This window comes from Pantoea sp. B65, from assembly GCF_047308185.1.
Classification (GTDB): domain Bacteria; phylum Pseudomonadota; class Gammaproteobacteria; order Enterobacterales; family Enterobacteriaceae; genus Erwinia.
Genome location: NZ_JAHXPU010000015.1, coordinates 304,903 through 322,272 on the forward strand (window position 1 = coordinate 304,903; position 17,370 = coordinate 322,272).

Below are 17,370 nucleotides of genomic sequence, written 5' to 3' on the forward strand. Positions count from 1 at the left end.
ATGCCACTGGCAAGCCTGATTGGTATCTGACTCAGCGTCCGCTGGTGTCGTTGACGCGAGTAAACTGCTGCTCCGGCATTGAACGTCCCCATTGATTTCCCTGCCACTGTTTGGTGAGCTTGAAGCCAAATGATTCATAGAGGCGGCGGGCCGCATCAAGACCGCTAAAGGTCCATAACTGGATGGCGGAAAAACCAGCCTGGTCGCAGAAATTTATCGCCTCAGCCAGCAGTTTGCGTCCAAGACCGCTGCCACGACAGCCATCATCCAGAATAAACCAGCGCAGATGCGCCTCATTATTGCCCAGATCCTCGCCATCAATCGCCACCGACCCGACAATGCGACCATGCTGCGTCGCCAGCCAGATGCGGTTGCATGGCTGATTAAGACGGCCAGCGAACTCTGCCACTCCCGCGGCAACCTTGCCTTCAAAAAAATGGCCAAAGCCATAGTGCTGAGCGTAGTAATTTCCATGCATTTCAGCGATGCGGCCGATCATTCCTGGTTGATAGCCTGAGTGGATTTCGCCATGTTGCTTCTCTGACGGATGGCCATCTGCCCGACAGGTTTGTAGCGCAAGCGCATAGGCCGACAGACCATCGGCCACCGCCTGCTGCTGAGCCGGGGTCAAATGCGCCATCGCGTTAACTACCTGCAGGGTAGCGTAATCATTAATTCTGGCTACGGTTGCTCTTCCCTGCTCAGTCAGCTGAAGTTGCTTAAGCCGGGCATCTTCGCCGCCCGTTATTTCCTCTACCTGACCTTCTTTTAGCAGCTTGCCAAGCATCCGGCTGACGCTGGACTTCTCCAGTCCCAGTAGTTGCGCCAACTGAACGCCGGTCATCGCGCCGGCGTTAGCCATCTCCAGCAATGCATGGACTGCCGAAGGCGAGTAATGGGTCGCGGCGAGCGTGCTGTTCATAAAACCGAGTTCACGCACCATCAGACGTGACGCTGCGCGAATTTCTGCAATGATTTTCAGATCGGACATTATCGCCTCGCACAATATGGTGATTATGGTTGCATGATACAACCATTAGCTGAGGGTAATGTCAAGAACCAGACCGGGACTGAAGATTAATGAGTGTATAAATCTTCAGTTCCGGCGTCCGGATGGATTAGCTGTTGCTGAGGGATCTCACCGCCCGCGCCTTGCGCTTAACCGACATCAAATAACCGCTGCAGGCACCGATGGCAATAAACCAGGGAATATACTGCACCAGTGTTGAATCGCTTCCACTCAGCAATTGCAGATTGCCGATCGCCAGAATAATGGTGAACGACATGGCGAGCAGTGCCGCCAGCGGCGCCCAGAATACCTGCCAGGCGCTGTGGTTGTGCTGGCCGATGCGCCGGAAATACATAATAACCGCAGCAGAGACTCCTACCTGAAGTACCAGGATCGACAGGGTGGCGATGGCCGAGCCGAAGGCGAAAATATGCACCATCGGATCCATATTGGTACTGCCCATGCCCACCAGCAACAGTAATAAAATCACACTATGGGCATGGCTGGCATGGTGAGGCGTACCGTTGGTTGGATGTGTCTTACACAGCTCTTTCCAGATCAGTCCATCACGGCTGATGCTGAAGATATAGCGCGAAATATTGTTGTGAAAGGCCAGCGCGGCAGCAAACAGGCTGGTAATCAGCAGCACCGACATGGTTTCAACCGCCCACTGGCCGACATACTGGCGGGTAATATCAAAAATAAAGTTACCGGGATCTTTACGGGCAATTTCCACAATCTGGTCAAAGCCATAGGCCTGCACCAGCGACCAGCTGGTAAAGCAGAAAAAGGCGGTGATAATCAGCAGTGCGCAGATGGTGGCGCGCGGCACGGTTTTATGCGGGTCGCGGCACTCTTCGGCATAGATCGCCGTTGACTCAAAACCGACAAAAGAGGCGATGGCAAAAATAAAGGCGATACCGAGATTGCCCTGCATAAATACCGCCGGATCAAATGAACTGAAGTTCAGCGGCCCCGGCTTTTTCATCAGCAGACTGACATCGGTCAGCAGTACAATCGCCACCTCGGCCAGCATCAGCACTCCCAGCAGTTTGCCGCCCACTTCTACCCGTTTAATACCGAAAACCCAGGCAATCACGGTAAACAGCATGCTGAGCGCCCACCAGGGAATATGCAGCGCAAGATGTTGCTCAAGGAACAGCTGGCTGAAGAAACCCAGCATGGCGATAATCGCCGTCTGGATCGAGATGTAGGCGATCAGCGCCAGTACCGAAGCGGATGCGCCCCAGTTCTCTCCCAGACCTTGCGAAATATAGGTGTAGAAAGCACCGGCGTCGTTTACATAGCGGCTCATCGCAATGTAGCCGACTGAGAAGATCATCAGAATAATGCAGGCCATAATATAGATGGCAGGAATGCCGCCGCCGTTGCCGGTAAAAATAGCCACCGGCAACCCACCGACCACCCCCGTCAGGGGGGAGGCGGCTGCAACGACAAAGAAGACCAGAGAAAATAAGCCCAGGGTATTTTTTCTTAAACCGTTAGTGTTGCTCATCGCCAGCGCCCTATTTGCAAGTGAATATAGGTAAGCATCATTTCTCAGCAACAACAGCGCCGGATAGAAAAAATCGGACAGTAGCGCGGTGCAACAGATGCACTATTTTAGTGCTACCTGGTGTTAACCTGATACTAACTTAGTGATAACGAATGCGCTCGTCATAGGCGGCAAACAGCGTGCGGCGCTGGTAGTCGAGCGGGGTGGTACTGACCAGTTTTTTGAACTCGCGCAGGAAGTGTGACTGGTCGCTAAAACCAAGGTCCAGCGCCAGATTGGAAAACGAAATATTGCCGCGCTGATGCAGGGTATTCAGGGCTGCCTGGCAGCGCATAATGCGGCCAAATGCCTTGGGCGACATGCCGGTATCCTGGCGGAACTGGCGCTGGATGGTGCGACAGGTATAGCCGGTTAATGCCTCCAGTTGCCCGACCCGGATATTGCCTCTTTGTTGCAGGATGGTACGAATAATCGAACTGGTCACCGTCGAGGTTTTGCGCACCAGGCGCGGGGTGAAATGGGTATTAAACAGGGCGATCTGCTGTGAAAACAGCGGGGTGCGCAGGATTTGCTCGCAGGCATGGCGCGCATCCGGAACCACATCAAAGAAATTAAACTCGCGGTCGGTGAGTTCTTCCGCCATCACATCAAGAAAATCCGGGATGACGCCGGGGGCAAAGCGCACGCCGAAATAGCGGTGGTTGCGGATCAACTGCGCGCTGCGCGCCTCCAGCGTGGTGCCGCATACCCGCGCCCTTGGCTGAGCCGCATCGCAATCAAAGACGATATCCACGCAGCCATCCGGCACCGCCAGCGTCAGGCTGGCCGACTGTGAAACGTCGAAACTGTAGAAATGGGAAATCGCCGGGTGGTCAGAATTCATCAGCGAGTAATGCTGCGCGGCACTGAGCACAAACCACGGCTGTTCCGGATGGATAGCGATCGTATATGACATAAGAAAACCCCGTAATAACCAGGATGACCCTCCATCACTGCAATTCGGATGCCATATCCCGTGCCCGCTTTTTCACTATGTCGCAAATATTCAATACAGCCGGTTGCCCGCCCCGTTACTTTCATCGGGTAGCGCAAGGTTTAATACAACCTAACTCACTCATTTGACGGGGTAACTGGCATGTCTGACAGCACTAAAATTGATTTTATCTATCTTTCTGAGCAGGACATGATTCGCGCTGGTGTGACGGATATGCCTGCCTGCGTTGACACCATGGAAGAGATGTTTGCTCTGCTGTACCACGGCGACTATCGCATGGCCGGAGCGAACAACGATTCCCATGGGGCGATGGTGACTTTCCCGGAAAATTCGCCGTTTCCCAATATGCCCAAACCTACCGCCGATCGCCGTTTAATGGCGATGCCCGCTTATCTCGGCGGCAGTTTCTGCACCGCCGGTATGAAGTGGTATGGCTCCAATATCGCCAACCGACAGAAGGGACTGCCCCGCTCTATCCTGATGTTCACGCTGAACGATGCGGATACCGGGGCGCCACTGGCGCATATGTCGGCGAACCTGTTATCAGCCTACCGTACCGGCGCGGTCCCGGGGGTCGGTGCTCGCCACCTGGCGCGTCGTGATGCCAGGGTGATTGGTCTGCTGGGTCCTGGCGTGATGGGTAAAACCGCCGTCGCGGCTTTTATCGCCGTCTGCCCGCAACTCAACACCATTAAGGTTAAAGGCCGTGGTCAGAAAAACCTCGACAGCTTTATTGGCTGGGTGAAAAACACTTATCCACAAATCACTACCATCCAGGTGGTCGACAGCCTTGAACAGGTGGTGCGCGATGCGGATATCGTCACCTATTGCAGCTCAGGGGAAGTCGGCGATCCGGCGACTTATCCGCTGGTAAAACGTGAATGGGTGAAACCCGGCGCCTTCCTCGCCATGCCGGCGTTGTGCAACCTCGATGAAGGTATGGAACAGCCCGATGTGCGCAAAGTGCTCGACAATACCGGGCTGTATCACGCCTGGTATGAAGAGGTGCCGAAACCGGCGCATCACACCATCCCGGTGATTGGCGTGCGTTTTATGGACATGCTGGCGGCAGGCAAATTATCGGCCGACCAGTTAGAAGATATCGGCAAGATCGTTGCCGGTGATGCGCCAGGCCGTCAAAACGATGAGGAGATTATCATTATGTCAGTTGGTGGTATGCCGGTTGAGGATGTGGCCTGGGGCACCGTGGTCTATCGCAATGCCGTTGAAAAAGGTATCGGCGTCAAACTTAATCTGTGGGATACCCCGGCGCTGTGCTGATTGCCGGACCGTTACCTGATTCACCCGAACAAATTCATCTGACTGGCAGAGAAAAATGACCAAAATTATTAAAGTGAAAACCGGCTCTAAATTTGAAGAACAGGGGAGTTATTCACGGATTGTCGCCGTTGATAACTGGATTTACGTTTCTAATACCGCCGGGCGCAATCCACAGAGCAAAGAAATACCCGCAGACATTACTGAACAGACGCTGCAGGTGTTTGCCAATATCGAGCTGGCACTGGCTGCGGTGGATGCCACCCTCGCCGATGTGGTGTTTTCCCGGGTATTTATTCAGCAACCGAAAGATGTCGCCAGCGTGATGGAGATTATTGGCGAGAAGTTTCGCGGTATTAATCCGGCGACGACCGTTACCTGTCCTCCGCTGGGGTCAACCGTATATAAAGTGGAGTTAGAGGTGACCGCCTGGCGCGGAGCAGCCAAAGCCGAAGTGGAAGAAATAACCGTGGCGCTTTAGGGCTGAATTTTTTCCGTACTGAATTTTCACTCGCCAATAAAACATCTGCTAAGAAGGCATGCTATGGCTCCGGTAATAACGCCTATTCAGACCTCCACCGATTTTCCCGCCGCCACCGGCGTGGTGGTGATTGGTGGCGGCATCGTTGGTTTAACCGCCGCACTGACGCTGGCGGAACGTCATATTCCGGTGGTTTTACTGGAAAAAGGGCGTATCGCCGGGGAACAATCATCACGTAACCTCGGCTGGGTACGCAAAACCAGCCGTCTTGCCGAAGATATTCCGTTAGCCCAGGCGTCAGATCGACTCTGGGCGGCGATGGCGGAACGCGTGGGGTGCGATGTCGGTTACCGCCAGGCGGGGATTATGTTTGTTGCCCGCAGCGAAGCGCAGATGGCGCTGTATGAAGGCTGGCTGAAGTCGGTTAATCATCTGGCGCTCGATTCGCATCTGCTCAGTGCGCAGGCGATTGCCGCGATGGTGCCGGGCGGCAGGGGCCAGTGGGCTGGCGGTATCTGTACGCCTTCCGACGGGCGCGCTGAGCCAACGCTGGCTGCCAGTGCGATCGCCAAAGCCGCGATCGCCAAAGGTGCGGTTATTGTTGAGAACTGTGCGGTACGTACCCTGGCCACTGCCGCAGGCAGAGTCAGTGGGGTGGTGACCGAGCGCGGCGAGATTCGTTGCGATCGGGTACTGCTTGCGGGTGGCTTATGGTCCCGACGTTTTCTCGGTAACCTTGGCGTTTCACTGCCCACCTTGCCATTAATCTGTTCGGTACTGCGTACCCGGCCAATGGATGGCCCGACAGAGATTGCCGTTGGCGCACCGGATTTCTCATTCCGTAAACACCGCGATGGCGGGTTTATTATTACTCAGCGCGGGGCGCTGGATGCTTCGCTGATCCCCGATCACTTGTTGCTTGGTTTACGCTATCTGCCGCAGCTACGTGCGCAGCGCAACAATTTGCGCATTTCGCTGGGTAAAAATTTTCTGCACGATCTGGCGCTGGCGCGCCGCTGGGGGGAGCAGAGCGTCTCCCCGTTTGAACGTATTCGCACTATGGACCCCCCGGCGAACCCCGCTCTTAACACGGAAGCAATGAACAATCTGATGGCAGCATGGCCGGCGTTCGCAAAGGCGGAAATTGCCGAAGCCTGGGCGGGAACCATTGATGTGACGCCGGATTCCAATCCGGTGATTGGGCCAGTTGCCCGCTTCCCCGGGCTGACCGTTGCCTCCGGCTTTTCCGGCCATGGGTTTGGTACTTCACCGGCCGCCGGACAGCTGGCGGCGGATATTGTCTCTGGTCAGCCACCGATTATTGATCCGACACCGTATCGCTTTGAGCGCTTCTGAGGGTAGTTCGCCTGGTGATATGCCGCTATTTTCGCTACAGTAGCGGCTTGCTGAACCAGAAAGGTGGCGCCGGGAAAATGTCTGTTCCTGTTTCAACTGAATCTTTCCGTGGCATTGTGCATTTTGTTACTGCAGCACATGCACTGAGCTTTACCGAAGCCGCAGAACAACTGGGAATCACCAAATCCGCCATTGGTAAAAGTATCAGCCGTCTTGAGCAGAGTCTCGGTACGCCACTGTTTCACCGCACCACCCGCAAAATTAGCCTGACGACGGAGGGCGAAGCCTACCTGGTGAGTTGTCTGAGTGCGCTTGATACGTTACAGGCGGCGGGGACGGCATTACGTTCAAAGCTCAGCGAACCTTCCGGCATGGTGCGCATTGATATGCCTGCCGCTTTTGGCCGTTCGGTAATGATGCCGATTCTGCTGGATATGACCGAGCGCTACCCCCATCTGAAGCTCACTATCACCTTTAACGATCGGATTATTGATCCGCTGGATCTCGGCTTTGATCTGGCGATCCGCTTCGGTCCGCTGAAAGACAGTAGCGATCTGATCGCCAGGAGACTGAATCAGCAACAACTGGTGCTATGCGCTTCCCCGGCCTATCTGATGCGTCACGGTACGCCACGTAGACAGGACGATCTTCGGGAGCACCGTTGCGTAATGGCATGGCGCGGTGGCGCGCCGCTAAGCTGGCTGATTAAGGGGGCGGAAGGGCAGGATATCCGTTTTAATCCTTCGCCGTTTCATCAAATCAGTGACGGCGATGCGATGATTGATGCCTGCGTGGCGGGTGCCGGGATAATCCAGTTCCCGCTGTCGCTACTGCGCGGTTTTATTGCTGAAGGCAAGCTGGTGACCCTGTTGCCAGAGCTGACGCCGGCAGCGACTGAACTGAACGTTATCTGGCCGCGGGCGCGCCATCTTTTGCCGGGGGTTCGATTTATTATTGATGAGCTGATGAAATTGTCCGAAGAAAACGCCTTTGCTTGATTGTCGATTTTTTCTCTACTCTATGTCCTCTTTTCGTGTGTTTATCAACTTCTAAGGCGGCGCTACTCTTTCCTCACTGTCAGATGTACTGACAAAACCGTAGTGTTCTTATCTTAAAGAGGTCATACCATGCCAGTAGTCAATATTCAGATGTTTGACGGTCGTGATGACGCTAAACCCGCTATCGCTAAAGCGGTGACTGAAGCGATCGCAACCCATGCGAAAGTCGATCCACAGTATGTCTACGTCATTTTCAACGACGTAACCACCGCCAACTGGGCGATTTCCGGCGAGATATTTGCTGAAACTCTGAAAAAATCGGTCTGATGTTACTGGCTTTATCTCTGTTTCCTTTCTGTTGTGATGTACTGGCAACAGATTTGCAGTGTAATACTTGTTTTTAAGTTTATTTCCTGACCGGAGACGATAATGGCAAAGCAGACAGGCAGGCAGGGCGACGTCACGACAGAAAAACTGGTTCAAAGTGACTGTGCCTGGAATGGTTCCCCGTATGAGAGCTATCCACAGGGGCGGCCTCAACTGACGGTAATGAAAATGACTATTCCTGCCCATACTTTGCTGCCATGGCACTCACATCCGATGCCAAATGCTGCATATATCATTTCCGGTCAGCTGATCCTCGAAGATAAACAGACGGGTAATACGCGGGTGGTTAAAGCGGGCATGGCTTTCAATGAATCAACTGGCGAGATCCACCGCGGTTATACCACCGAGCAGCCAGCGGAAGTGGTGATTACCTACGCTGGCGTTGCAGGGATGACACTTTCCGAACCATCAGCATACTGACACCTGGCGCTGGCGTTTACCGGCGGCCTGTCTTTTAGAGCAAACCATGAAAAATGAAATTACCTGCGTTTTTACCCTGGCTTTAGGCGAGGGTAAGTTTCCGGCCTTTCGCGATCTGGTCGCCCGAATTGTCCGCGCAACACATCTGGAGCCAGATACACTGTCCTACGTCTATAGCGTTAGCGCCGATGAAAAATCAGCACATATCGTTGAGCGCTATCGGACTGATGCGTTGGTGAGCCATGTTGATAACACCTTCGCTCCGTTTGCCGAAACATTCCTCTCGCTGGCCACTATCAGTAGCCTGACGGTCTATGGCGAACCTGACGCAGCAATTAAACAAAGGCTGGATCCATTTGGCGCGGTCTATATGCAACCGTTTGATGGATTTACCCGTTGAGATCACGCTTCCTTATTGCCTGATGCACTCTCCTCGCCAAAATGCGCGGCGGCAAAATCGATAAAGCTGCGCAGTTTTGGCGTAATTCTTCGGTCCGGCGCGTAGACCAGATGCAGCGGTCGGGTGGGGACCTGGTATTCGTTCAGCACCCTTTCCAGCCTGCCTGACGCGATATGCGGCGTTACCAGCTCAGCTGGCTGCATGGCAATACCAAAGCCAGCCAGTGCCGAGCTGATCAATGCTTCACCGTTATCCAGCAACAGACGGCCTGATACCGGCAGAGTGACGCGTCCTGTTGGACCGTCAAATACCCACTCTGTGCGCAATGAGGTGTGAGTGAAGATCAGGCATTCATGCCGGCGCAAATCTTCCGGGGTATCGAGTGGCGGGGCAGTCAGCAGATAGGAGGGAGCGGCACAGGTTATCAGCCGATAGGGCGCCAGCGTTTTCGCCATCAGACCGCTGTCGGCCAGCGCGCCAACGCGAAATACCGCGTCATATCCTTCATCAATCAGATCCACCATGCGGTTAGCCAGGGTAAGTTCAACCGTGACTTCCGGATATTGTCGGAGAAACAGCGGTAATTTCGGTGCCAGGGCATTAATGCCGAAGGTAACCGGCGCGTTGATTTTCAACCGGCCACGTGGAACCACCCGGGCTTCTGCGGCAAAAGACTCAGCGGCTTCAACTTCGGCCAGAATAATTTTTGCCCGCTCATAGAAGTGCCTGCCTGCTTCAGTCAGGCTATGTTGCCGGGTGGTGCGATTGAGAAGCCGCACCCCCAAATGCTGCTCCAGGATAGAAACGTTTTTCCCCACCAGTTGCGGTGACATGGTCAGCGCATCCGCCGCTGCGGTAAAAGAGCCCAGTTCCACTGCCCTGACGAACACCGCCATGCTGGTAAGTCGATCCATTAGAAACAACCTGTTTTTAATGATGAAACGAAAGGTTGATTTATCATATCCGGCGCAGGTAATAGAGTGCCAGTTAATCTGTGGAACCTGAGGATAAAGAGATGAAAATTGCTGTTATTGGTACCGGGAATATGGGGGCGGGCCTGGCCGCGCTGTTTGCCGCCAAAGGTTATCCTGTGGTGATTGGTCATCGTGAACCGGCTAAAGCCGCAGCGCTGGCGGAGAAATTAGGTGCTGGTATTCAGGGCGGAGGCATCGCCGCCGCATTTGGCCTGGCGGATGTGGTTTTTCTCGCACTACCTTATACCGCTGCGGCTGAAGTTTTTGCGCTGGCTGGCGACATCAGCAGCAAAGTGGTGGTGGATATCTCTAACCCGATAAGCGCCGATTTCAGCGAGCTGGTTATTGGCCACACCACCTCTGCAGCCGAGGAAATTCAGGCGCTGGTGCCCCAGGCTAGAGTGGTGAAAGCCTTTAATACTATTTTTGCTCAGTTGCTACCTGAAGAAGCGCGTCATAACGGCCAACTGCAGGTGCTGATTGCTGCTGATGATAATGCGGCAAAACAGCAAGTATCCGCGCTGGCCCGGGCGGTTAACTTCGACGTCCTGGATGCAGGCCCGCTGAAGAACAGCCGCTATCTCGAACCGGTCGGTGAGATGAATATTCAGTTGGGTTATTTCCTCGGGCAGGGCCCGGTAGTGGCCCCTGCCTGGATTAAGGCCTGAATAGGTTGAACCCCCGGCGTGGTTACCCCGCGCCGGAAGCAGTATGCGGGAGAATATTTATGAGTCAGCAACACAGCGCGAGCACGTCAGATGCTTTTTATGTTCCCAGTGGCATTACCAGCACGGTAATCGCCGATTTTGTCTGCCCGCCGACCCTGCCGGAAAAAGATCATGAGGCGTATCGGGTGGCGTTAAGAGGTGATGAACCCTACCGGCTGGGTGCGATGTCGTTAAAACAGCAAGGGGTTGCGGCAGGAGAGTTAATCCACCGCCATCATATCAGCCAGCATGTTTATCCGGGGGTTGGCCGCGATTACTGGCTGTATGTTCCGGCACAGTATTCAGCAGATAAGCCCGCTAATTTTATTATCTTCCAGGATGGCGGGTTTTATCTGGGGCCAGAGATGCAGGCTCATATCGTCCTGGATAACCTTATCAGTCAGGGCGATATTCCGCCAACCATCGCACTGTTTATTCAGCCCGGTGAGACAGGCCCGGGGATCCCAATCCTTGGGGGTAATGACAACCGCAGCATGGAATATGATGTCATAAGCGATGCTTACGCGCGTTACCTTGATGAAGAGTTACTGCCCGAAATCGAAGGGCAATACACATTAACCAACGATCCGTCACGACGCGCAGCTGCCGGTATCAGTTCTGGCGGGATCTGCGCTTTTACGCTGGCATGGATGCGTCCGGATCTGTTTGGCGGCGTGATCAGCCACTGCGGCAGCTTTATGGATATTCGCGGCGGGCATAACTTTCCTTTTATCATTCGTAAGGCGGAAAAAAAGAGTATTCGGGTATTCCTGCAAACCGGTCAGAAAGATATTAACGGCGTATTTGGCGATATCCGGCTGGCGAATCAGGCAATGGCCGCCGCACTTGACTACCGCGATTACGATTTTCGCTTCGAATTCGGCGAAGGGGGTCATAACCTGCTGCATGGCGGTGCCCTTTTCCCGGATACCTTGCGCTGGCTCTGGCGCCGCTGACTTAGCAGGAGCGTTATCATGGGATTAACCCGCAGCCTTCCTCTGGCAGTCGGCATGTTTTGTTCGGCAGCGGTATCATCAGACAGAGAAATTAGTGATTTTCTTTTATCTGGTGTTGCCGTTGAGCACGGCATATTCAACGGCGAACCGGCGTTTAAAATGACGATGCCGGCAGCGGCGATGCAGGATCCACGTAAAGAAACGCTTTCTGACCGTAACTTTATGGCATGGCTGCCCGTTGATTTCGGTGACGGGACGGTGGAAGTCGACGTTGCCAGTGAGCTGGCGGCGGATGCGCCTGACTATGCCAGGGGCTTTATTGGTCTGACATTTCGTATCGATCATATTGGACGCTTTGAAAGTATCTATTTACGGCCAGCCAACAGCATTGCGGAAGACCAGCTGCGGCGTAATCACAGCGTCCAGTATGTGTCTTACCCTGACTATACCTTTGACCGGCTCAGACAGGAATCGCCGGAGAAATATGAAAGTTATGCGCAACTGGACATGGGACGCTGGATACATATGAAAATTGTGGTTTCAGGCCAGAAAGCGCGACTTTATCTTGATAACACACTTCAGCCCGCACTGCTGGTAAACGATATGAAACTGGGGGCAAATCAGCGTGGCGGCGTCGGCGTCTGGCTTGAGTCCGGTACCGTGGCATGGTTTCGCAATCTGCAGGTGACCGCAGCAGCTGACTGATTAAACTACTGTTTTACTGCGGTTGGCGTATATTCACAGGAAGATCAATAAGCTTGCGGAAAGAGGCTTCAGCAATGAATGATTTTGAATTTTCGATTCAGTCCGATGCGATAACCCTGCAGTGGCAAGCGGATGCCCTCAGCGTCAAACTTCCCGCCGGTTATGCTGCCGTTACTGCGGGGTTGCTTAAGGCGGGCAAGGCGACAGCTTATGACGTCGAAATGATGATTTACCGTATTGAGGAGATCATTGAATCCGATGCTGCCGTGAAGCGGGTAAAAGGGGACGCAGTATGCCGCGATCAATTACTGAAACAGGTGTGTGACAGTTATCTGGCTGGCGCTACGGTTATTGAGCCGGTGGCGCTTGAAGCGGCGTTTAATCAGCTGGCGGACAGCCTCTCTTACTCTGCGCTGATGATTACTGCGGAAAAAATCCCGCTGCTGAGCTGTTTTGTGATTATCCGCGAGATGATTCATCATCTGGATATCAGGAAAATCACCTGTTTATGATCCGCTGCCCGGCGCCGGTTACCATAAAAAAGCCGTATGGGTTGGCGCGATGATCTGCTGTAAAACGGCGGCTAACCGGCTCATGCTGACAGGCAGATAACCGATCTGGATAAGTTAACAACGGATGAGCACCACCGCTGGCATTACCATGAAAATCATGGCTACCCTCAGTACCACGCTGATGCTGGCCTGCGTAAAAGGACTTGATGGGGCGATCCCGGTGGGGGAAGTGATTTTCTTTCGTTCCCTGCTTGCGCTGCTACCGCTGCTGATCTGGCTGAGGGTTCAGGGGAGCATTGCTGACGGCATCAGAACCCGCAATATTAAAGGCCATTTTATACGCGGCCTGGCCGGCACCGGCGGCATGTATTTTAGTTATTTGTCGCTGCTGTATATCTCGCTCACTGACGCCACGGCGATTAACTACGCCGCACCGCTGTTTACGGTGGTCATGGCGGCGCTACTGCTAAAAGAAAAAGTCCGATATCATCGCTGGCTGGCGGTCATTGCGGGTTTCAGCGGCATTCTGGTGATGCTGTTCGGTAATCTGTCGTTGACGGCGCCGACCACGGTCAATCTTAACGCCTCATTTGGCGTTGCGCTGGCGCTGATGGCCGCTCTCTGCACCGCCAGCGCGCTGATACAGATCCGCTTGCTTAACGGCAGCGAAAAACCCGGCGCAATTGCTTTCTGGTTTGCCATTATGACGGCATTAACCGCGCTGGTGACGCTGATTGCGGGCTGGAAAATTCCCCATGGGATGCAGTGGCTGTTACTGGCCGGCTGTGGTCTGTTTGGCGGCGTTACGCAGATACTGATGACTCTGAGTTTGCGCTATGCGGATGCTTCGTTGCTGGCGCCATTCGATTATACGTCGCTGATTTGGGCGATGATTATCGGATTTCTGTACTCCGGCGCGCTGCCTGAAACTGCGACCATCTGCGGCGCCAGTCTGGTGGCGCTCGGCGGCATTTTCTCGGTATTGCGGGAACGTCGCCTGCGACAGGCGACGGTAAAAATCAGCACTGTCGGCTGAGCTGTTAACCGGTAATCGAACTCTTTAGACCGCTGCTCTGCTGATGACGCTCAAGCGCCAGTTCAATCAGCCGACTGATCAGGTCGGTATAACCCAGTCCGCTGGCCTGCCAGAGTTTGGGATACATGCTGATATTGGTAAAGCCGGGCAGGGTATTCACTTCGTTAACGATAACCTGCTGGTCAGGGGTCAGAAACACATCAACCCGCGCCATACCGCTGCATTCCAGCGCGCTGAACGCCTGTAACGCCACATGGCGAATGGCTTCGCTGGCCGCTGCGGAGATGTCGGCCGGTACCATAATGGTTGCGCCATCGGCATTGATATATTTGGTCTGATATGAGTAAAAATTGTCGCTGAGTACCACTTCGCCGCACTTACTGGCCTGCGGATGCTCATTGCCCAGCACCGCGCACTCAATTTCCCGGCCAACAATCGCCTGCTCAATCAGCACTTTATTATCGAAATCAAATGCCAGCGCAAGCGCCTGTTCAAACTCCTCTGCGCTGCTGACCTTGCTGACGCCCACTGACGAGCCCTGATTGGCTGGCTTGATAAACACCGGCAGACCTAGCTGATCGACCACCGCGGCAAAGCTCAGCTCTGCGCGTCGCGATTTTTTCAGGCTGATAAACGGGGCAATTTGCAGTCCTGCGTCGCGCAACAGGCGCTTGGTGACGTCTTTATCCATACTGACGGCGGAGCCCAGCACATCGGAACCGACAAACGGCAGGTTAGCCATACGCAGCATGCCCTGCAGGGAGCCATCTTCACCGAGAGTGCCATGCACGATCGGGAAGATAACATCCACCTGCGACAGTTGCTGCGCACTGGCGGATTCAATCAGCTGGTGCTGCGGTTGGCCGGGGATCAGCGCGATACTTCTGCCAGACTGATTCAGGGCGATTAACGCCGGATTTTCCGCATTCAGTAAGAAGTTCGAGGCTTCGTTGAGATGCCATTGCCCCTGCTTGTCGATGCCGATAAGCGATACGTCAAAGCGCGTTTTATCTATGGCCTCAAGAATATTTTTAGCCGACTGGAGTGACACTTCATGCTCGGCAGACTTGCCGCCAAACACGATCCCCACATGCAATTTCGCCATAGTTTGCTGTCCGTTCAACGAGGTAGAAAAGGATAAGATAATCGTGCTGATGGATTATGGAAAGCAGGAACCAGGCAATTTTCCCCCAGCCAGCGCGCTGTCAGGTGGCCAGTGCATTGCATAAATGGGGCGGGAGCCATAAATGGCTCCCCTACAGTGTTTCAGATAACCCATTGTAGGGGCGGCATTTATGCCGCCCGTATCAATGGCTTGCACTGCCGCCGCCATCGGGACGGGAGCTACAGCAGCATAGTCACGGCGTTGATACCGCCAGTGAGATCAAAAAATAGTAGCAAAAATACGCGTCGGGAAGCTGGTCATCGGCGCACGTGGGGGGACCGCGGTAAGAAAAGCATCTTTGCCAATAACGGCGGAGATATTGGTCATATCTTCGGCGATAACGACGCCATTTTTCAACAAGATATCATGGACTGGTATCGTGTCGTTTTTATTAAAATTATCCACTAACAATGAATCGATACCGACCAGGGAAGCATGGTTCTTCACCAGCCATTCGGCTGCTGCGGTCGACAGGTAAGGAGGATGACTGGCGTACTCCGGCGTGCCGAAGAATTGACTTCTGCCGCTATGTAGTAGCACCGCTTTGCCGTTCACATCCACGCCTTTAAAGTCGGTAACTTCGAAGGTAACGCGATCTTTCGGTTTCTCGATCACTACGATTGGCAGATTGACCAGTTTTTCCAGTGGATAATCAGTAATTTTCATCCCATGTTCGTCAGCATGGTAAGGGGCATCAATATAGGTAGCAGATATGCCAAGAAATTTAATGCCATCAATCAAAGCACCGTTCGGATAACGTGGTGCTGTCTTGTAAATATGGACATCACTTAATCCCGGATAAGTTTGCATGCCAGACTCAAGTGGATGGTTAAGATCAACATATTGTTTTACTACTGGCAAAGTCACGGCCATCGCTGGCTGAATGAGCACCAAAACAGCAATTAATGCTTTCTTCAGAATCGTTTTCATTGTTATACCTTATTAGTATCAGGAGTTTATTTGGATTTTGTTAGATCGTTTGAATATTTTTTTAAGGTCGATCTCCGAAAAAATAATGGAAAAGATGATGATAATGGTGGCAAGAAGATCGGAGGTTCTAACACTGTCACCAAAAAATATTACCGCGCAGGCCATCGAGGCGATGGGGGTAATCGCCACACACATCCCCGCTGAAGCTGCTGAAATCCGCGTTATTCCCCGGAAGAAAAAGATATACGCTAATGCCCAAACGAAGATGCCGTAATAAAGCATCACCATCGCCTGCCCCTGAGTAATGCCGGATAACTGATACGATTGTAATTCATAAATGGCCATCGGCGAGCTGAATACTGCGCCTGTCAGACATACTCCCGCCGCCATCGTTAGCGGTTTCAGGGTAGTATGAACTTTATTGGCAAGAACAATATTTAGCGCATTGGAAAGAGTTGATAAACAAAGGAAAAACAGTCCGGTAAGCGTGTTGCTGCCCCCCTGCTGGCTGGCGGGAATAGTCATCACAATTACGCTGACTACCGCCAGAAAAACCGAGAGAGCACTATTAGCTTTTAATTTTTCCCGGAAGAAAATAACTGAAATTAACATTACAGCGGCGGGTGCGGCACTGGTGATAACGGAAGCTGATATGGCACTGGTTGAAGGCAGACCATATAAAAGAAAGATGGTATACAGTACCGCGCCTAGCAGTGAAAACAGACTGACAATCATCCAGTTTTTCAAACTAATGGCGAACCAGTTGGTTTTTTCCTTGCGCAAGGTAAGTGGTAGCAGAAACAGAAAGCCAATGATGAAGGTAATAAAGGTAAAGGTCCAGGTTGGGATGGACTCCATCGCTTCTTTCGCAATGGGATAGCTTGAACCGACAAGTATGAAGCACATCGCTACTGAGAGTAGTCCAGATATTTTATGCAGCATTTTTTTCGCCTTAAAAAAGATAGAGAGTATCCCTCCGGTAGTATTTGTAAAAATACCGGAATTAAGTTGTATGATGAAAAGTCAATACGTTAATTTTTTACATGCTAATGGCTTTCCCGTATTTCAGGATTGTGAAAGATAATTTATTAATCTATATTTTTGTATTTCCGGAATCTCTGGTGAATAAAATTTGATGCTTATTATATAAAGCAATATTTATGCCATGTTATTATTGCGCTGCAATCAGGTGTTAGCGGGTGTCTTAATGATTAAAATGTCCATGATGGTGCGTTAATAGATCTTTTTGGTGCATTGAAATAAATGTTTTTCTATTTATGATGGTTGGTGATAATAGACTTTTTACTGGATGGTAAATTATTATTTACTATAATTTATCCATTATAAGTAGAGCTGTTTAATTTATTTCATTGAATTATTTAACACTGGAGAAAAGGCGGGTGGCGTTCGGTGAAAGTGGGGGAGCATTACAAACTTTTGGAAGTGTCTGAATAACGCGGGTTTGCGCTGTAGTTGCGGTCCTGGCAGACAATTCTGGGGGAAAGTCTGCACGATACCAGATGAGATGAAACTTTGGCTACAGATA

The 17,370-nt window shown here is 52.5% G+C and carries 19 protein-coding genes; 12 read left to right on the top strand and 7 right to left on the bottom strand.

Annotated features, from left to right (window positions below):
- Positions 1-31: 31 nt before the first annotated feature.
- The 3 genes from JWF83_RS04250 to JWF83_RS04260 form a co-directional block, all read right to left on the bottom strand.
- Positions 32-991: a GNAT family N-acetyltransferase gene (locus tag JWF83_RS04250; protein WP_413648914.1), complete on the bottom strand. Its 960-nt coding sequence runs from the start codon at positions 989-991 to the stop codon at positions 32-34.
- A 127-nt stretch (positions 992-1,118) separates the two neighbouring features.
- Complete coding sequence (locus JWF83_RS04255; RefSeq protein ID WP_413648915.1) at positions 1,119-2,525, bottom strand: APC family permease; 1,407 nt, start codon at positions 2,523-2,525, stop codon at positions 1,119-1,121.
- A gap of 139 nt (positions 2,526-2,664) precedes the next feature.
- A complete protein-coding gene (locus tag JWF83_RS04260; RefSeq protein WP_413648916.1) occupies positions 2,665-3,480 on the bottom strand; it encodes a helix-turn-helix domain-containing protein in 816 nt (271 codons plus the stop codon).
- Between the two features lie 180 nt (positions 3,481-3,660).
- Between JWF83_RS04260 and JWF83_RS04265 the strand changes: the two genes are divergently transcribed.
- From JWF83_RS04265 to JWF83_RS04295, 7 genes are all read left to right on the top strand, one after another.
- The gene (locus JWF83_RS04265) at positions 3,661-4,800 is read left to right on the top strand and encodes a tyramine oxidase subunit B (protein WP_413648918.1); all 1,140 of its coding nucleotides are present in this window, start codon (positions 3,661-3,663) and stop codon (positions 4,798-4,800) included.
- A gap of 55 nt (positions 4,801-4,855) precedes the next feature.
- On the top strand, positions 4,856-5,278 hold the full coding sequence (locus JWF83_RS04270) for a Rid family hydrolase (protein WP_413648919.1): 423 nt from the start codon (positions 4,856-4,858) through the stop codon (positions 5,276-5,278).
- A 63-nt stretch (positions 5,279-5,341) separates the two neighbouring features.
- Positions 5,342-6,634, top strand: coding sequence for an NAD(P)/FAD-dependent oxidoreductase (locus JWF83_RS04275; RefSeq protein ID WP_413648920.1), 1,293 nt, complete (start codon positions 5,342-5,344; stop codon positions 6,632-6,634).
- Positions 6,635-6,711: 77 nt separating this feature from the next.
- Entirely contained in the window at positions 6,712-7,632 is a 921-nt protein-coding gene (locus JWF83_RS04280) for a LysR family transcriptional regulator (RefSeq protein ID WP_413648921.1), read from the top strand.
- Positions 7,633-7,761: 129 nt separating this feature from the next.
- On the top strand, positions 7,762-7,959 hold the full coding sequence (locus JWF83_RS04285; protein WP_413648923.1) for a tautomerase family protein: 198 nt from the start codon (positions 7,762-7,764) through the stop codon (positions 7,957-7,959).
- A 102-nt stretch (positions 7,960-8,061) separates the two neighbouring features.
- Positions 8,062-8,439 carry a cupin domain-containing protein gene (locus tag JWF83_RS04290; RefSeq protein WP_413648924.1) on the top strand — a complete coding sequence of 126 codons (378 nt, stop codon included), beginning with the start codon at positions 8,062-8,064 and terminating at the stop codon, positions 8,437-8,439.
- 46 nt (positions 8,440-8,485) lie between these two features.
- Complete coding sequence (locus tag JWF83_RS04295) at positions 8,486-8,839, top strand: putative quinol monooxygenase (protein WP_413648925.1); 354 nt, start codon at positions 8,486-8,488, stop codon at positions 8,837-8,839.
- Between the two features lie 2 nt (positions 8,840-8,841).
- On the opposite strand, the gene JWF83_RS04300 is transcribed toward JWF83_RS04295, so the two are convergent.
- The gene (locus tag JWF83_RS04300) at positions 8,842-9,753 is read right to left on the bottom strand and encodes a LysR family transcriptional regulator (protein WP_413648926.1); all 912 of its coding nucleotides are present in this window, start codon (positions 9,751-9,753) and stop codon (positions 8,842-8,844) included.
- 101 nt (positions 9,754-9,854) lie between these two features.
- Between JWF83_RS04300 and JWF83_RS04305 the strand changes: the two genes are divergently transcribed.
- The 5 genes from JWF83_RS04305 to JWF83_RS04325 all read left to right on the top strand — a co-directional run bounded on the left by JWF83_RS04305 (position 9,855) and on the right by JWF83_RS04325 (position 13,729).
- A complete protein-coding gene (locus tag JWF83_RS04305; RefSeq protein ID WP_413648927.1) occupies positions 9,855-10,481 on the top strand; it encodes an NADPH-dependent F420 reductase in 627 nt (208 codons plus the stop codon).
- Between the two features lie 59 nt (positions 10,482-10,540).
- On the top strand, positions 10,541-11,476 hold the full coding sequence (locus JWF83_RS04310; protein WP_413648929.1) for an alpha/beta hydrolase: 936 nt from the start codon (positions 10,541-10,543) through the stop codon (positions 11,474-11,476).
- 18 nt (positions 11,477-11,494) lie between these two features.
- Positions 11,495-12,181 carry a hypothetical protein gene (locus JWF83_RS04315; protein ID WP_413648931.1) on the top strand — a complete coding sequence of 229 codons (687 nt, stop codon included), beginning with the start codon at positions 11,495-11,497 and terminating at the stop codon, positions 12,179-12,181.
- 74 nt (positions 12,182-12,255) lie between these two features.
- The gene (locus JWF83_RS04320) at positions 12,256-12,693 is read left to right on the top strand and encodes a hypothetical protein (RefSeq protein ID WP_413648932.1); all 438 of its coding nucleotides are present in this window, start codon (positions 12,256-12,258) and stop codon (positions 12,691-12,693) included.
- A gap of 124 nt (positions 12,694-12,817) precedes the next feature.
- Positions 12,818-13,729: a DMT family transporter gene (locus JWF83_RS04325; protein ID WP_413648934.1), complete on the top strand. Its 912-nt coding sequence runs from the start codon at positions 12,818-12,820 to the stop codon at positions 13,727-13,729.
- A 4-nt stretch (positions 13,730-13,733) separates the two neighbouring features.
- Here JWF83_RS04325 and ddlA read toward each other — a convergent pair whose 3' ends face one another.
- From ddlA to JWF83_RS04340, 3 genes are all read right to left on the bottom strand, one after another.
- Positions 13,734-14,834: a D-alanine--D-alanine ligase gene (gene ddlA, locus JWF83_RS04330; RefSeq protein ID WP_413648935.1), complete on the bottom strand. Its 1,101-nt coding sequence runs from the start codon at positions 14,832-14,834 to the stop codon at positions 13,734-13,736.
- 279 nt (positions 14,835-15,113) lie between these two features.
- Entirely contained in the window at positions 15,114-15,824 is a 711-nt protein-coding gene (locus JWF83_RS04335) for a cyclase family protein (protein ID WP_413648937.1), read from the bottom strand.
- 18 nt (positions 15,825-15,842) lie between these two features.
- Complete coding sequence (locus tag JWF83_RS04340) at positions 15,843-16,766, bottom strand: DMT family transporter (protein ID WP_413648938.1); 924 nt, start codon at positions 16,764-16,766, stop codon at positions 15,843-15,845.
- Positions 16,767-17,370: the final 604 nt, after the last annotated feature.

Bases quoted from the DNA above. Each gene is read 5' to 3' on its own strand.
- JWF83_RS04335 (WP_413648937.1), bottom strand. From the start codon at position 15,824: ATGAAAACGATTCTGAAGAAAGCATTAATTGCTGTTTTGGTGCTCATT.
- JWF83_RS04315 (WP_413648931.1), top strand. From the start codon at position 11,495: ATGGGATTAACCCGCAGCCTTCCTCTGGCAGTCGGCATGTTTTGTTCG.
- JWF83_RS04310 (WP_413648929.1), top strand. From the start codon at position 10,541: ATGAGTCAGCAACACAGCGCGAGCACGTCAGATGCTTTTTATGTTCCC.
- JWF83_RS04300 (WP_413648926.1), bottom strand. From the start codon at position 9,753: ATGGATCGACTTACCAGCATGGCGGTGTTCGTCAGGGCAGTGGAACTG.
- JWF83_RS04260 (WP_413648916.1), bottom strand. From the start codon at position 3,480: ATGTCATATACGATCGCTATCCATCCGGAACAGCCGTGGTTTGTGCTC.
- JWF83_RS04250 (WP_413648914.1), bottom strand. From the start codon at position 991: ATGTCCGATCTGAAAATCATTGCAGAAATTCGCGCAGCGTCACGTCTG.
- JWF83_RS04325 (WP_413648934.1), top strand. From the start codon at position 12,818: ATGAGCACCACCGCTGGCATTACCATGAAAATCATGGCTACCCTCAGT.
- JWF83_RS04285 (WP_413648923.1), top strand. From the start codon at position 7,762: ATGCCAGTAGTCAATATTCAGATGTTTGACGGTCGTGATGACGCTAAA.
- JWF83_RS04295 (WP_413648925.1), top strand. From the start codon at position 8,486: ATGAAAAATGAAATTACCTGCGTTTTTACCCTGGCTTTAGGCGAGGGT.
- JWF83_RS04270 (WP_413648919.1), top strand. From the start codon at position 4,856: ATGACCAAAATTATTAAAGTGAAAACCGGCTCTAAATTTGAAGAACAG.
- JWF83_RS04290 (WP_413648924.1), top strand. From the start codon at position 8,062: ATGGCAAAGCAGACAGGCAGGCAGGGCGACGTCACGACAGAAAAACTG.
- JWF83_RS04265 (WP_413648918.1), top strand. From the start codon at position 3,661: ATGTCTGACAGCACTAAAATTGATTTTATCTATCTTTCTGAGCAGGAC.
- JWF83_RS04275 (WP_413648920.1), top strand. From the start codon at position 5,342: ATGGCTCCGGTAATAACGCCTATTCAGACCTCCACCGATTTTCCCGCC.
- JWF83_RS04305 (WP_413648927.1), top strand. From the start codon at position 9,855: ATGAAAATTGCTGTTATTGGTACCGGGAATATGGGGGCGGGCCTGGCC.
- JWF83_RS04280 (WP_413648921.1), top strand. From the start codon at position 6,712: ATGTCTGTTCCTGTTTCAACTGAATCTTTCCGTGGCATTGTGCATTTT.
- JWF83_RS04340 (WP_413648938.1), bottom strand. From the start codon at position 16,766: ATGCTGCATAAAATATCTGGACTACTCTCAGTAGCGATGTGCTTCATA.
- JWF83_RS04255 (WP_413648915.1), bottom strand. From the start codon at position 2,525: ATGAGCAACACTAACGGTTTAAGAAAAAATACCCTGGGCTTATTTTCT.
- ddlA (WP_413648935.1), bottom strand. From the start codon at position 14,834: ATGGCGAAATTGCATGTGGGGATCGTGTTTGGCGGCAAGTCTGCCGAG.
- JWF83_RS04320 (WP_413648932.1), top strand. From the start codon at position 12,256: ATGAATGATTTTGAATTTTCGATTCAGTCCGATGCGATAACCCTGCAG.